The 14,506-nt window shown below is 34.9% G+C and carries 13 protein-coding genes and 2 pseudogenes; 4 read left to right on the top strand and 11 right to left on the bottom strand.

Annotation, left to right across the window (positions count from 1 at the left end; all coding sequences use genetic code 11):
* Positions 1 to 13: 13 nt before the first annotated feature.
* The 4 genes from malR to MHH45_RS23720 form a co-directional block, all read right to left on the bottom strand.
* Positions 14 to 1,036 carry a maltose operon transcriptional repressor MalR gene (malR, locus tag MHH45_RS23735; RefSeq protein WP_016116107.1) on the bottom strand — a complete coding sequence of 341 codons (1,023 nt, stop codon included), beginning with the start codon at positions 1,034 to 1,036 and terminating at the stop codon, positions 14 to 16.
* A 275-nt stretch (positions 1,037 to 1,311) separates the two neighbouring features.
* Positions 1,312 to 2,154 carry a maltosaccharide ABC transporter permease MalD gene (gene malD / locus MHH45_RS23730; protein WP_016116108.1) on the bottom strand — a complete coding sequence of 281 codons (843 nt, stop codon included), beginning with the start codon at positions 2,152 to 2,154 and terminating at the stop codon, positions 1,312 to 1,314.
* Positions 2,155 to 3,456 (bottom strand): sugar ABC transporter permease, encoded by a 1,302-nt coding sequence (locus tag MHH45_RS23725; protein ID WP_016116109.1) that lies wholly within the window; start codon positions 3,454 to 3,456, stop codon positions 2,155 to 2,157.
* Between the two features lie 77 nt (positions 3,457 to 3,533).
* Positions 3,534 to 4,793 carry a sugar ABC transporter substrate-binding protein gene (locus MHH45_RS23720; RefSeq protein WP_003199894.1) on the bottom strand — a complete coding sequence of 420 codons (1,260 nt, stop codon included), beginning with the start codon at positions 4,791 to 4,793 and terminating at the stop codon, positions 3,534 to 3,536.
* Positions 4,794 to 5,110: 317 nt separating this feature from the next.
* Between MHH45_RS23720 and MHH45_RS23715 the strand changes: the two genes are divergently transcribed.
* Positions 5,111 to 6,871: an alpha-glycosidase gene (locus MHH45_RS23715; RefSeq protein WP_016133230.1), complete on the top strand. Its 1,761-nt coding sequence runs from the start codon at positions 5,111 to 5,113 to the stop codon at positions 6,869 to 6,871.
* A 41-nt stretch (positions 6,872 to 6,912) separates the two neighbouring features.
* Here MHH45_RS23715 and MHH45_RS23710 read toward each other — a convergent pair whose 3' ends face one another.
* Positions 6,913 to 8,589, bottom strand: coding sequence for a glycoside hydrolase family 13 protein (locus MHH45_RS23710; RefSeq protein ID WP_088093645.1), 1,677 nt, complete (start codon positions 8,587 to 8,589; stop codon positions 6,913 to 6,915).
* 277 nt (positions 8,590 to 8,866) lie between these two features.
* Here MHH45_RS23710 and MHH45_RS23705 point away from each other — a divergent pair, with 277 nt between their 5' ends.
* On the top strand, positions 8,867 to 9,967 hold the full coding sequence (locus MHH45_RS23705; protein ID WP_016116112.1) for an ABC transporter ATP-binding protein: 1,101 nt from the start codon (positions 8,867 to 8,869) through the stop codon (positions 9,965 to 9,967).
* A gap of 72 nt (positions 9,968 to 10,039) precedes the next feature.
* On the opposite strand, the gene MHH45_RS23700 is transcribed toward MHH45_RS23705, so the two are convergent.
* From MHH45_RS23700 to MHH45_RS23690, 3 genes are all read right to left on the bottom strand, one after another.
* Positions 10,040 to 10,549, bottom strand: a complete 510-nt coding sequence (locus MHH45_RS23700) for an SDR family NAD(P)-dependent oxidoreductase (protein WP_016133231.1) — start codon at positions 10,547 to 10,549, stop codon at positions 10,040 to 10,042.
* A gap of 65 nt (positions 10,550 to 10,614) precedes the next feature.
* Positions 10,615 to 10,713: a hypothetical protein gene (locus MHH45_RS23695; RefSeq protein ID WP_016133232.1), complete on the bottom strand. Its 99-nt coding sequence runs from the start codon at positions 10,711 to 10,713 to the stop codon at positions 10,615 to 10,617.
* Between the two features lie 279 nt (positions 10,714 to 10,992).
* Positions 10,993 to 11,448, bottom strand: a complete 456-nt coding sequence (locus tag MHH45_RS23690; RefSeq protein ID WP_016116115.1) for an RDD family protein — start codon at positions 11,446 to 11,448, stop codon at positions 10,993 to 10,995.
* Positions 11,449 to 11,605: 157 nt separating this feature from the next.
* On the opposite strand from MHH45_RS23690, the gene MHH45_RS23685 reads away from it, so the two are divergent.
* On the top strand, positions 11,606 to 12,031 hold the full coding sequence (locus tag MHH45_RS23685) for a DUF3997 domain-containing protein (protein WP_371388635.1): 426 nt from the start codon (positions 11,606 to 11,608) through the stop codon (positions 12,029 to 12,031).
* Positions 12,032 to 12,072: 41 nt separating this feature from the next.
* Here the strand turns inward: MHH45_RS23685 and MHH45_RS23680 are convergent, their stop codons facing one another.
* The 3 genes and pseudogenes from MHH45_RS23680 to MHH45_RS23670 form a co-directional block, all read right to left on the bottom strand.
* Positions 12,073 to 12,258, bottom strand: coding sequence for a hypothetical protein (locus tag MHH45_RS23680; RefSeq protein ID WP_016116117.1), 186 nt, complete (start codon positions 12,256 to 12,258; stop codon positions 12,073 to 12,075).
* A gap of 80 nt (positions 12,259 to 12,338) precedes the next feature.
* On the bottom strand, positions 12,339 to 13,091 hold the full coding sequence (locus MHH45_RS23675; RefSeq protein ID WP_033671444.1) for a hypothetical protein: 753 nt from the start codon (positions 13,089 to 13,091) through the stop codon (positions 12,339 to 12,341).
* A gap of 25 nt (positions 13,092 to 13,116) precedes the next feature.
* Positions 13,117 to 13,855: pseudogene (locus tag MHH45_RS23670) on the bottom strand (DUF4184 family protein).
* Between the two features lie 233 nt (positions 13,856 to 14,088).
* On the opposite strand from MHH45_RS23670, the pseudogene MHH45_RS23665 reads away from it, so the two are divergent.
* Positions 14,089 to 14,490, top strand: a pseudogene (locus MHH45_RS23665) (AAA family ATPase); the annotation flags it as partial.
* Positions 14,491 to 14,506: the final 16 nt, after the last annotated feature.

Below are 14,506 nucleotides of genomic sequence, written 5' to 3'. Positions count from 1 at the left end.
CACTCTTAGCTTTTTACGCATCATGATCACAAGTTTGGCGCTTCAGTAATTTATGCGGAATAATAATGCATTTTGAAGTGGATTCGGAATGCTCCACCTTATCAACTAACGCTTTTGCAGCCTCATACCCTAATTGATAAATATTTACATCAACAGTTGTAAGCGGTGGGCTCGCAATTTCAGATAATAAAGCATTATTAAAGCTCACGATTGAAACATCTTTTGGTACGGCAAGCCCTTTTTTGGCAAGCGCACTTAACACCCCAAGACCGATTAAATCATCTGTTGCCATAATTGCCGTCGGCGGCTTTTCAAGTCCCATTAACTCTTCTACAGCCTGCTGACCACCCTCTCTTGAAAAATCAAAATGTAAAATATATTCATCTGGCAACATAATGTCAGCTAGTTTTAAAGCATCGCTCATTCCAGCTAAACGATCTTTCGTAACAAGTAAATCAGAACCACCGCCAATAAACGCTATCTGTTTATGTCCAAGTGAAATTAAGTATTCCGCTACTTCTCTTGCAGCTGTATAGTTATCATTATCTACATATGTAATTTCATCTTTTCTTTCGTATGGTTTTCCAATTAAAACAAATGGGAAATTTTGTTCATGTAAATATTGAATAATACGATCGTTCTCACGTGAATAAAGAAGAATAATTCCGCCGATTTGACGACCCTGTACCATCTTCACAACGCCATTAAAAATCTCCTCTTCTGTTTCACCAGTTGACATATACAACGCATAACCTTCGACATGTGCAAACGAGCTAATCCCTCGAATTACTTCTGGGAAAAATGGATTTTGAAATGCTTTACTTGCAGAACTCGGCATAACAAGACCGATTGTTTTTGTTGTTTGATTCGCAAGGCTTCTCGCATTTAAATTTGGATGATACCCTAGTTCGCTCATTACTTTACGGACACGGCGCTTTGTTTTTTCACTTATACTTGGATTATCAGCAATTACACGAGACACAGTGGAAGGTGCAACATTTGCCTTTTTCGCTACATCTTTAATTGTAACTGTCATAAAATCTCCTCCTCTCTTCTAATTCTTCATTCATATCTATTTTTATCCTGCAGTTCTACAGGTAGTAGGAGAAAACGAAAGCCGCCATTACTTTATTTCATTCCTCAAAAAATTATATTAATGTAAACTAATATTCTCCCTCTTCATGTATTGTAAGGGATACAAGCTTATTTTCCTATACTATAATATACTATTTTTTTCACATCTTTCCCCTTACAATGTCATATGAATCGAAATTCTCCCTAAAAAGAGAAATGGGACATAATGTCCCATTTTCATCCTTTCGTACCTCCAGCTGTTAAACCAGAAATAAAATATTTTTGCAATGATAAGAACAAAATTGAAATCGGTATAGCAATTAATACCGAACCCGCTGCAAATGTTGTAAATTCATTACCAAATTTTTTCGCTACCATTTCATATAACCCAACCGCTAACGTATAATTCTCTGGTGTGCGTAAAATGATGCTTGCTAAAATAAAATCTGTAAACGGACCGATAAACGTAAATAAAGCTACAACTGCCACAATTGGTTTTGCGAGCGGCATAATAATTTGCCAGAAAATACGGAAGTGCCCTGCTCCGTCCATACGAGCCGACTCATCTAATTCTTTTGGAATCGTATCAAAATATCCTTTCATAAGCCACGTATTCATCGGAATTGCTCCACCGACATAAATTAAAATTAATGCAAGATGTGTATCAATTAATCCAGTCAACTGCGCTAATACATAGAGTGCGATTAACGCTGAGAAGTTCGGTATCATTTGTAGAATTAGAAACGTTAATAATCCATTCTTTCTTCCGACAAAACGATACCTTGAAAAAGCATAAGCAGTGAAACTAATGGATAGTACCGAGAAAATCATCGTTAATACACTGACTTTCAGTGTATTTTTATACCAAAGTAAATAATTACTCTTATCAAGATTAAGTAGGTCTCGATAATGATCTAGCGTTGCATTTTTCGGAATAATACTTGATCCTGATAAACTATCTCCTGGATTAAACGATGAGCCAACAATCCATAATAATGGATAGAAAATAATGACACACATTATGAAAATGACGAAATAACTTAATGAAAGACGTAACATCTTCTGTCGTTTTATATTCATTTACATCATATCCTCTTCTTGGAATGATTTTGTTCTTTTAAATTGCCATAACGCCACTGAAATAACAATTAACGATAAAATCATCGTAAGTGCCGCTGCTTTTCCGTATTGCGCTGATGTCATTGTTAATTTATAGATCCAGGAAATTAAAATATCTGTTCCACCTGCATTTTGTCCTGAAACAGCAGGCCCCCCGCCATTAAATAGATAAATAATACTGAAATTATTAAAGTTAAACGTATATTGTGTAATTAAGACTGGCGCTGTTGCATACAAAACAAGCGGCAATGTAATTTTTTGAAATTGTTGCCATGCAGTTGCCCCATCTACTGTAGCTGCTTCATACAATTCTCCTGGAATCGATTGCAGTATTCCTGTTGCCATTGCAAAAATAAATGGGAAACCAAGCCATGTTTGAATAAAAATCAAAGCGATTTTTGCCCAAAACGGATCTGTCATCCAAGCAATTTTTTCAATCCCAAATAATGCTAACACTTGATTATTAATTGCTCCAAATGATTCATTGAACATACCAGCAAAGACAAGAATGGATACGAATGCTGGAACTGCCCACGGTAAAATAAAGATTGTACGAATCACTGCTTTCCCTTTAATACCAGGCTGATTCACTAATATTGCTAAGAAAATACCAAGTGCTACTTGCAATGTCGTTGCAACAAATGTCCAAATCACAGTCCAAGAGAATACGCTTAAAAATGTATCTCTCCACATTGGTAAAGTGAAAATATCAACAAAGTTTTTAAAACTAACCCACTCTACTAGTTTCGCAGGTGGTGAATGATATAAATCATAGTTTGTAAATCCAATTAAGAATACGAAAATAATTGGAAACACAACTACAAAAATTAATAACAGAAATCCTGGAGAAACCATCAAATATGGAAAACCTTGATCTAATAAATTACGGTATTGTTCTTTCACAGAATTTAACGGTATTCCTATATCACGTTTTTTCCCATTTTGATAAGCATCATATAAATTAAAAGCATATATTCCTAGTCCAAATGCAATAACAATTAGTGCTAAAATACCTTTTACTAATAGAAAGATAGAATGATCCCGAGGAACCTCTGTACCAAGCGTAACAATTCCCCACAATCCCATATTTAACAAATCCGCAAATGCTACGATAAATGAACCTGTTAATACAAGAAAGATAAGAGCTTTTACATATTGTTTATTGTATATTTGACCTATACCTGGAATGATTGACAACATCGCGGCTGTTTTGCGGTGTTTTGAACCATTTACCTCTTGCATTGGTTCAATGGATGCTTGCATATTTCTTCCCCCTTTTTTCTTCCCCTTGGAAGGAGGAGAATTCGTATCCCTTCTTTATAAGAGATACGAATTCCGTCTTATTTTTGCTTACTATGGTTTGCTTCAATATTTCCTTTAATTTGTTTCACAGCTTCATCAAGTGCTGGTTTTGGTTCTTGTTTTCCAGCTGCAAGTAACTCTAATGCAAATCTTGCAGGCTCCCATACTTCTTGCATTTCTGGAATATTCGGCATTGGAATACCTGTCTCAGCCTGTTTCGTTATTGCTTTTGCAGCTTCACTGTCTTTAATCATTGGATCTTCCATTAATGATTTTACAGGCGGAATTTCTTTTGATTTTTCATAACGAATTTTTGCATTTTCTTCATTTGTTACCCAATCAACAAATTTCGTTGCTAAATCTTTATTTTTTGAAAAGCTTGTTACATGCCAACCTTTTACACCAACAAAAGTTTTCATCGGTTGACCATTTGGTAATTTTGGCATCGGTGCTACACCATAATCAATTCCGTTTTTCTCCATAGCTTGAAATGCCCATGGACCATTCATAATGGATGCAGCTTTTCCTTCATTAAACAATCCATCTGCAGCTGCCCCACCAGATTCACCAATAATACCTTTTGGGAACAAGTTCTCCTTGTACCATTTTTGAATATATTCCATCCCTTGTACCGCGCCACTACTATTTAATCCGATATCGGCTGTATTCGGTTTTCCATCTTTCTCACCAAATATATATCCTCCCATACCAGCCATAAATGCATTTGCAAAATATAAATTATCTCCTAGTGCTAAAAATCCGTACTTACCATCTTTTGTGAAATCTTTCGAGAAATTATATAATTCATCCATTGTTTCTGGTGCCTTTGGCATAAGCTTTTTATTATAAATAAATACAGGTGTTTCGATCGCCTTTGGCAAACCATATAATTTCCCTTTATATGTTTGAGCTTCTATAGATAAGTCCGTAAATTTGCTCTTCACAGCATCATCAACTTTTACTTCATCAATTAAACCTTCAGTAACAACATTTCCAATATGATCATGCGGTAATGTTACAACGTCAGGACCTGTACCTGCTGGACCATCGAGACGTAGTTTTTTTGTTTGATCCGTCATTTGAATTTCAGCCACTTTTACTTTCACGTTATATTTCTTTTCAAAGCTCTTTACCGCTGGTTCTAATGCAGGACCTTTTTTAAGATCTTCCCAAACAAGAAGGTCATAATCTTTCTTCTCTTTACTCGCTTCCTTTTTCCCTGAATCTTTCGGACCACATGCCGATAACATACCAATTGTCAAAGCTGAAACTGTTAATAATGATAATGCTTTCTTCACCCTCAAAACCTCCCTAAGTTATATATGTAATAATCGACTAAAATGAAAACGTTTGCACTTACAAGTTTTATAGAAGCGCAAACAATCTTCCAATCTATGAAAACGTTTGCGCTATTTGTCTATCATTATACATTCTTTTATATATTTTGCAAATATTTTCTTTATGTATTTTTCAAAAAATTTATGAAGTCTTTCTTTATATCCATTGACTTTATGTAAAATGAATACTACCCTTATAAGCAATATTGAAGTTATATAAAAAGCAATCGTTTGCAATATATTATTATTTATAGAGATATCAAAGGGGGATTTTCTATATGTTTAAAGAAGCAATATACCATAGACCGAAAGATAATTACGCATACGCTTACGATGAAAAAACGCTCCATATTCGATTGCGTACAAAAAAAAATGATGTAGATATCGCCTCACTCATTCATGGCGATCCTTATGAATGGCAAGATGGGAAATGGATCACAGCAAACATACCGATGAAAAAAAGCGGCTCAACAGATTTATTTGATTATTGGTTCGTTTCAATCGAACCGAACTTTAAGCGCTTACGATATGGATTTGAACTAAAAAATAATACGGAAACGATCGTCTATACAGAACGCGGCTTTTTCCCTGAAACACCTAATGATGATGTTGGCAACTTTTTTTGCTTTCCATTTATTCATGAACAGGATGTTTCTAGAACTCCTTCATGGATAAAAGATACAGTGTGGTACCAAATTTTCCCAGAACGTTTTGCTAATGGAGATCCTTCATGTAATCCAGCAGATACTCTTCCTTGGGGGAGCATTGATCCAACAACTACTAACTTTTTTGGCGGAGATTTCGCTGGAGTTATCCAGCACCTTGATTATCTTGTAAAGCTTGGTATTTCCGGAATTTACTTCACTCCCATCTTTACAGCACACTCTAATCACAAATATGACACAATTGATTACATGGAAATTGATCCGCAATTTGGGACGAAGGAAACTTTTAAAAAACTTGTTAACGCCTGCCACAAGCGAGGTATAAAAGTAATGCTAGATGCCGTTTTTAATCATAGCGGATATTTCTTTGATAAATTTCAAGATGTTCTCAAAAAAGGAAAGCAATCTCGCTATACCAACTGGTTTCATATTCACGAATTTCCAATTGTAACAGAGCCACTTCCGAACTACGATACCTTCGCCTTTACACCATATATGCCTAAATTAAATACAGCCCATCCAGATGTAAAAGAATACTTACTCAAAGTAGGGCGTTATTGGGTGCGAGAGTTTCACATTGATGGCTGGCGCCTCGATGTAGCAAACGAAGTTGATCATAGCTTTTGGAGAGAATTCCGTAGTGAAATAAAAGCAATTAACCCTGAAGTCTATATTTTAGGAGAGATTTGGCATGATGCTCAGCCATGGTTACAAGGTGATCAATTCGATGCCGTCATGAGCTATCCTGTTACAAATGCCCTGCTTTCTTACTTTGCAAACGAAACAATTGGGGCAAGTGAATTTATGGAACAAATTACAGCTTCTCTTCACTCTTATTCCATGAACGTAAACGAAGCTGCTTTTCATCTATTAGACAGTCATGATACACCGAGAGTTTTAACAACCTGTAAAGGAAATAAAAATAAAGTAAAACTACTTTATGTATTCCATCTTTCTTTCATCGGTTCACCATGCGTTTATTACGGTGATGAAATCGGTATGGATGGTGGAATGGATCCTGGGTGCCGGAAATGTATGGTCTGGGATGAAGATAAGCAAGATACAGTATTATTTAAGCATATACAAACATTAATTTCATTACGAAGACAATATAAAGCATTTGGTGGACATGGATTATTCCAATGTATTGAAGCAAACGATGAACAAGGTTACATTTCTTATACGAAAATATACGGAGAAGAAACGATATTTTTTGTTTTAAATCCAACAAACCAAGAGATTTCAGCTCCTATACCTTTTGATATCGCCGGTAAAAAAATTATAAATTTATATACAAACGAAGAATTTTCAGCAGAAGCAGACTCATTACAGGTTGCACTTCCACCATATGGATTTTCAATTTTGAAATGGTAAAATATAAAAGCCTTGTGTCATTTCTGACTCAAGGCTTTTCATTATTTTAACTTGTATACCCTCGCTTCATATGGCTGTAAATCGATACTCTTAATTGTTTCATTTTGTACATCATAATTGTGTATCAATAATTCTGAACTATTATAATTTACCTCTTCTGGCATTTCAAATACACACTCATTCTCAGTAAAGTTCGCAATGACAAGTACTTTCTCATCTTTCCATGTCCGCATATAAGCAAAAACAGATGGATGGTCTTCAAAAATTAAATCATATGTTCCATACACAATGATTTCATGTTTTTTACGAAGTTCAATTAATTTTTTATAGTAATAAAAAATAGAATTTTTATCCTGCAACGCTTGTGTCACATTAATTTCTTTATAATTAGAATTTAATGCAATCCATGGTTCTCCAGCTGTAAATCCAGCGTGCTTTCCATCATCCCATTGCATTGGCGTTCTAGCATTATCTCGTCCTTTTATATAAATCGATTGCATTACTTTTTCTTCATCTTCACCACGCTCTATTACTTTTTCACGGTACATATTCAGCGTTTCAATATCTCGGTACTCATCAATCGAATCAAAGTGAACATTTGTCATCCCAATTTCTTCTCCTTGGTAAATATAAGGAGTACCTTTCATCATATGAAGTACCGTCGCTAACATTTTCGCTGATTCTATGCGGTATGTTTTATCGTTACCAAAACGTGAGACAACACGGGGCTGGTCATGATTGTTCCAATACAAACTATTCCATCCTGTTTGTTCCAACGCTTTCTGCCATTTTGTTAAATTACGCTTTAACGTTAAGAGTGAGCATGGCTTTACGTCCCATTTTCCTCCTTTTCCAGAATCTAAATCCATATGTTCAAACTGAAATACCATTTGTAATTCTTGACGCTCTTCAGCTGTATACAGTTTAGCCTCCTCTGTTGTTACACCCGGCATTTCACCAACAGTCATAATATCGTATTTCGACAATACTTTCTGATTCATTTCATGTAAGTATGCATGAATATTTGGTCCATTCATAAAGTATTGATGGCCTGATACATAACCTTCTTTCTCCGTTTTCACAGTTGGTAATCCCTCTGTTTTAGAAATAAAATTAATCACATCCATACGAAAACCATCGATTCCTTTTTCAAGCCAAAACTCCATCATCTCATAAACATCTTTTCGCACTATTTTATTATCCCAATTTAAATCTGGTTGCTTTTTAGAGAATAAATGTAAATAATATTCATCTGTCGCTTCATCATACTGCCAAGCAGATCCACTAAAAGCCGCTTCCCAGTTATTTGGCTCTTTTCCATCTTTCCCAGGACGCCAAATATAGTAATCTCGATACGGGTTATCTTTTGACTTACGAGATTCGATGAACCAATTATGTTCATCAGAAGTGTGGTTAACAACTAAATCCATCATTAATTTCATATCACGTTGATGCATTTCACTTAATAATTCGTCCCAATCGTTCATTGTTCCAAACTCATCCATAATATTACGATAATCACTAATATCATAGCCATTATCATCATTGGGAGATTCATAGACTGGTGATAACCAAATTACATCTATACCTAAGTTTTGTAAATAATCAAGCTTTGAAATGATTCCGCGAAGGTCACCAATTCCATCACCATTACTATCCATAAAGCTACGTGGATAAATTTGATATACAACACTTTCTTTCCACCATTGTTTTTCCATCATGCTACCTCATTTCATTTTTAAATCGAAAAATCCAGGCGCAAACGTTTTCATTAATGAATGATAACAGATTTTAAAACAAATGAAAACAGCGCTTACATTTTTCTGTTTTAATTTAGCCCATTTTCACAGAGAAGAGGCTTTATTTATTAAATATTCCCCCTCCATTTATGAAAACGTTTTATTTTTTTGCATCATTTTTATTTATTTTTCAAATACATTCGTTTATAATGAACACAAAGAAAACGTTTGCACAATTTCTCTAGGGGGAAAAATCATGGCAGAACTAAAGTTAGAAAATATTTATAAAATTTATGATAATAACGTAACAGCAGTAACAGACTTTAATTTACACATTCAAGATAAAGAATTTATCGTATTCGTTGGTCCATCAGGATGTGGAAAATCAACAACATTACGAATGGTAGCTGGACTTGAGGATATTTCAAAAGGGGAATTTTCAATTGATGGTAAGGTAATGAATGATGTTCCTCCAAAAGATCGAGATATCGCAATGGTCTTCCAAAACTATGCGCTCTATCCACATATGAGTGTTTATGATAATATGGCATTCGGCTTAAAACTTCGTAAAATACCAAAAGACGAAATCGATCGTCGTGTGACGGATGCAGCTCGGATTTTAGGGCTTGAGGAATATTTAAATCGAAAACCAAAAGCTTTATCTGGCGGACAACGACAACGTGTTGCGTTAGGTCGTGCGATTGTCCGTGATGCAAAAGTTTTCTTAATGGACGAGCCGCTATCAAATCTAGATGCAAAATTACGTGTAGCGATGCGCTCAGAAATTTCTAAACTACATCAAAGACTTGGGACAACAACAATTTATGTAACACATGATCAAACAGAAGCAATGACAATGGCATCACGCCTTGTCGTTATGAAAGACGGAAAAATACAACAAATTGGCTCACCAAAAGAAGTATATGAAACACCAGAAAATATTTTCGTTGGTGGATTTATTGGCTCACCTGCAATGAATTTCTTCCGTGGTAAATTAACAGAACAAGACTTTGTTATAGATGATAAGGTAAAAATCAAAGTATCTGAAGGCAAAATGAAATTGTTACGTGAACAAGGTTATGTGAATCAAGAAGTGGTACTAGGGATTCGTCCAGAAGATATTCATGATGAACTTTTATTTTTAGAGGCTTCACAAGGGACAACATTTACAACTCAAATTGAAGTTGCAGAACTATTAGGCGCAGAATCTATTTTATATACGAAACTTGGAAATCAAGATTTTGCAGCGCGCGTTGATGCAAGACATACTTTTGCACATGGTGACCAAATTAAACTTGCATTTGATATGAATAAAGCACATTTCTTTGATAGTAAAACAGAAATACGTATTCGCTAAAGTATCGCTTTTCTTTACGTTATACAGATACAAAAAACCGTCCACATATGTATTTTGGGCGGTTTCCTACTATTATACTAGGGTTCCTACTGTATGAAATGACTGTTCTTTTGCACTAATAATACCGAAAATAGGTAAATCCGTTAACATTACTTCTTCTTGGTGTTTCATAAAAGATGACGTCAATTGTTTTATTTCTATCCAAACGTCATTAATACAAAGCGCATTGGAATCGTTCTCTTGTTGGCGCGAGAAAATAGAATCTATTTTATATAACCCCGCATTATTAAAGAGCACATCAATACGATTATAAGCGTCAATAGCAACTTCAATGACACGTTGCCAATCTCCTTGTTTCGCCATATCATGGGTAACAAAAAGTGCTTCACCACCTAAACCTATAATTTCCTCCGCCGTGGCTTGTCCATTTTCCTGATCAATATCCGTCACAATTACTTTTGCACCTTGTTCTGCCAACAAAAGAGCTGTACTACGTCCAATACCGATGCCACCGCCAGTTACAACGGCAACTTTTCCTGCAAGCTTCATCGTCATTACCCCTTTTGTAAGTCTTACCGTCATTCAGTATACTCCTTTCGCCCGTAGCTCTGCAAGCAGGAAAAGCCAACACTCCCATTTGTAAACGTTCACTTATTTGTTTTCCCTTTTTTCTTATTATTGTATTGATCAAAAGCTAGACCGATAAAAATAAGTATCCTCCCAAAAATTAAGCTACTTTCTGTCATTTCTTCCCCCTTGTTATATAACACACTTATTTCATTCATTATATCATTTTGTTAATTTTCAATCTAATTAACAAAAAAATAGGATATGTTAAAAGTTTGCTTTTGCTTACTTTCTAACACATCCTACATCAATATGGAGGGTACTCTATAGGAGATGTCCGCCCTATATGAACTCCATTATACCAATTAAATTTATCGAACTTTGTAAAAATTTAAGGGTACATATATTTTTTTAATACGTCCTAAATATAACTCTTTATCATTCTATCCTAGTATTCTTTAAACGAGACTCATCACTTTCGTTTTCATAATTAAGTCATGGAACCCACAATTATCGTGACGGAACAACATCATATATACGTTACAGATAGATGGAATTCCAAGCAACAATATGTTTGGTAATAACAATACAAAGAACCGTACTGTTAGCCTTTGAATTGTTAACTTTTCACTTGTTAATGATACAAGTCTTGTTCGGGTTATTTTTTTACCAATTGTACAGCCATTCCATATAAATGGAACAAAAATAAAATAGATAGCCATTAATATAAAAACAAGCGCAAGATCATATCGATAATCACCTAAGCTTATATTAAAACGATTGAAAATGGCTCCATAATTCCCCGTTACAACTGCCACAACAGCACCGTACATAACCGAGATTAAAAACATATCGATAATGGAAGCACCTATGCGATTCATTACTACCGCTGGACGATGCATCTTTAACTTCATTTTATGTCGACTCCTTTGTATCCTTCTTTACCTGTCTCATCGTACCATTTCTAAAAACCATTGTAAACAACTCATATATTGGCGTTTCTTTTCCTTTTCTTGTACAATATGTTTACCACAAGCATTTTATAAGGAGGGTCTCATATTGAAGCGATTGATGACCGTAATTGCCATTATACTTTTGACTGGTTGCACAGCAAACTCTAGCCATTCAGCTTACACCATCAATGAAGAATATGAACTAATAAATACTTCCGGAAATGCATTTGAACTTTTTCCAAAACAAGACGCTGTATATGCTACACAATATGTCCCAGCTAAAATTGTAGAAATTGCCTGGGACGATATATATATTATTGCAAAACAAATTGAAGAAAAATCCGATCCCAATAACCCAGAATCTAGTATTACAAATAAACGGAGCGAACATTACTGGATTATTGATATGAACAACAATCGTCGTTTTGGTCCTTATAATGAGAAACAATTTCAGGAACAAAAAGAAGCATTTCGAATTTCTGAACAATTACAAACCGTAGAAACCTATTTAAATGAGCAAAACAAACAGTCAGCAAACGCCTAATAACGGCTGTTTATTTCAAGAACCAAAAATAGTATATTTTTTCAGTCCATTTGCTGATTTTTATAACTTGGATGTTCCCCTGTTATCGCGATAACAGTACCGCATTTTTTACAAATTTCTACCTCTGCGACTGCCTGTGCAAATAAAGTAAGATAACCTTTTTGGTCTGGTGCTATCGTTCCTTTTTCTATCTCCTTACTACCGCATTCGTAACATCTTTTTTCCATTTTTCTTCCCCCTTTGCACTTTATAATACATTCGCTTTGATTTGACAAATTTCCTGTTCTTTTTCTATACAAAAAACATCTCACTTAGACAGTGAGATGTTAAATGTTTGCGGTTCTGTAACCGTTTCATGTGTATCACCCGTTGCAAGAACATCTGTTGTAAATGAGATTTGATTAATCTCTTTTTTCTCATCCTCGAGTATTAATCCAATTATCCCTTCCCTCGTCTCGCCTGGTTTATACTCTTCTCTTGTAACACTTTTTGTACCTACAAGCGTATCCTCCTCATATAAAAAGTTTTGTTTTGGGACATTAAATTGCTGCGTTTCATTAATAGTAATATCATTCATAGAGAAAAACTGCATGTCTTTATCTCCACTATTTTCTACCTTATATGTAATTTCAACATAACGCACTTTATCTCCAATGTCTTTTCCACTTAACGAAGCGTACAACTCAGCATCTTCTCGATTGACTTTGTCTCCAAGTCTACGCTGCACTTCTTCTGGACTTAATGCTGTATATACTTTCAATGTATCTTTTGCATCTTGACTCATTTGTGATAATGCAATAACCTTTACATCTTGTACATGAATTTTCATTGGAGCTACTTCAAACGTTTGATTAACATGTTTTAACTTTTCTAATTTAAATGTTCCCCATCCTTTTTCTTTTACAACTTGTCCAACTTTCTTTAATTCCTTGCCACCGTATTCAGTTGTTTCTGGAATAGATTCTTTCTTTACTTCTTTTTTTTCTTCCTTTTGAAAACAACCGCTTAGCAAAACGATAGAACTACATAAAATACAAACACTTTTCCATACTTTCATCATCTTACTCCTAACACTCTCATTCATACTAACTCGATTCTTCTCTTGTTTCGTATATTGCGGAAACAATGAATAGACCACAAAAAACACTTGTAAATCCAGAAACTATTATACTCCCTATTTGTAAAATTTGAAAATAGGGGTCTAGCAACGCGTGCATAGTAAACACTACTAACGCCTTAATCATCGGCCATCCCCAACATTTCCTTTTCTCTCTTGCTGAAACTATATTTACTTTTGTTTGAAAATCTCGATGTTTCCATAGAACAACATATATAAGCAGCAAAAAAACAAGACATGTACTCCCGTGCTGCATGAATTTATATATCGGCATGGAATATATACGTTGTTGTAGAGATGGTAAATTCATAAAAAAATAACCCGTCTTATGGGTAAACGCATCCCAAACGACATGTGTAAGCATACCGAATCATGCAGAATAGAGAAAAACAAAAATTTCTTTCCCTGGAGTAAGCCTCCATGGAATAGATGCTACATAACGATAGTAGACTGAAAACGGTCGGGGTAAATGCTTTATAAATGGTCGTTTTAAAATATAGTGATACATATACGCCAGACTAAAAACGAGCGGCAAGTTCAAATAAAAGAACCCTAAATGTATGTCCAGTGACACCGTATGGTCGAAAATGCAAAAAATATTCAAAATCGGGTACCATACTTCCTAATACTAGCGCTGTTACTGAAACATATCGTTGTTTCTTGCAAAAAGGAATGACAGCAGCAGGATGCGCAAATGTAAACAGCATATGTTACTCCCTTCTGAAACTAAAAAAATATTTCTATGTAAGACACCCTCTATCATAACGATATCGATTCTTGATATGCAATACTTATTTTGACATTGGAATATCTACAACTTACATGACACAATCCAAATGTAATACTTAGGAAATAGAAGTGATATCATTTTGTCCCTAATATTTGTCTTCCTCCTTATTCTATTAGAACTTTTTATAACCACGTATATAGGCTTTTTTCTATCGATGAAATTGATTCTGAACAATTTTTGGGAGGTAAGGTTATTGATTCATATGGTGGTATTTCCTTACACAATCAATCACATGGTGAATCATTTTTTTCTTTATTTATGAACCGTTTTGCAGGACAAAGCTTATATATTTTAGACGAGCCTGAAGCAGCTTTATCTCCAATGAGGCAGCTTTCTCTGCTCATTCGTATGCATGAATTAGCAGAGAAAGGATCACAATTCATTATCGCAACTCACTCTCCTATTTTGATGGCTTATCCAGAGTCCAATATATATTCTTTCTCACAAGAAGGAATCACAGAAGCAATCCTAGAGGAAACTGAGCATTATCAAACGATGAAACTCTTTTTTGAGAATCGAGATCGCTTGTTTCATCATTTGTTCCAATCATAAAGCAAAAGGTAATATT

The sequence above is a fragment of the Bacillus sp. FSL K6-0042 genome (genome assembly GCF_038006685.1).
Taxonomy (GTDB): Bacteria; Bacillota; Bacilli; order Bacillales; family Bacillaceae_G; genus Bacillus_A; species Bacillus_A pseudomycoides.
This window is presented reverse-complemented; position numbering and strand designations above follow the sequence as displayed.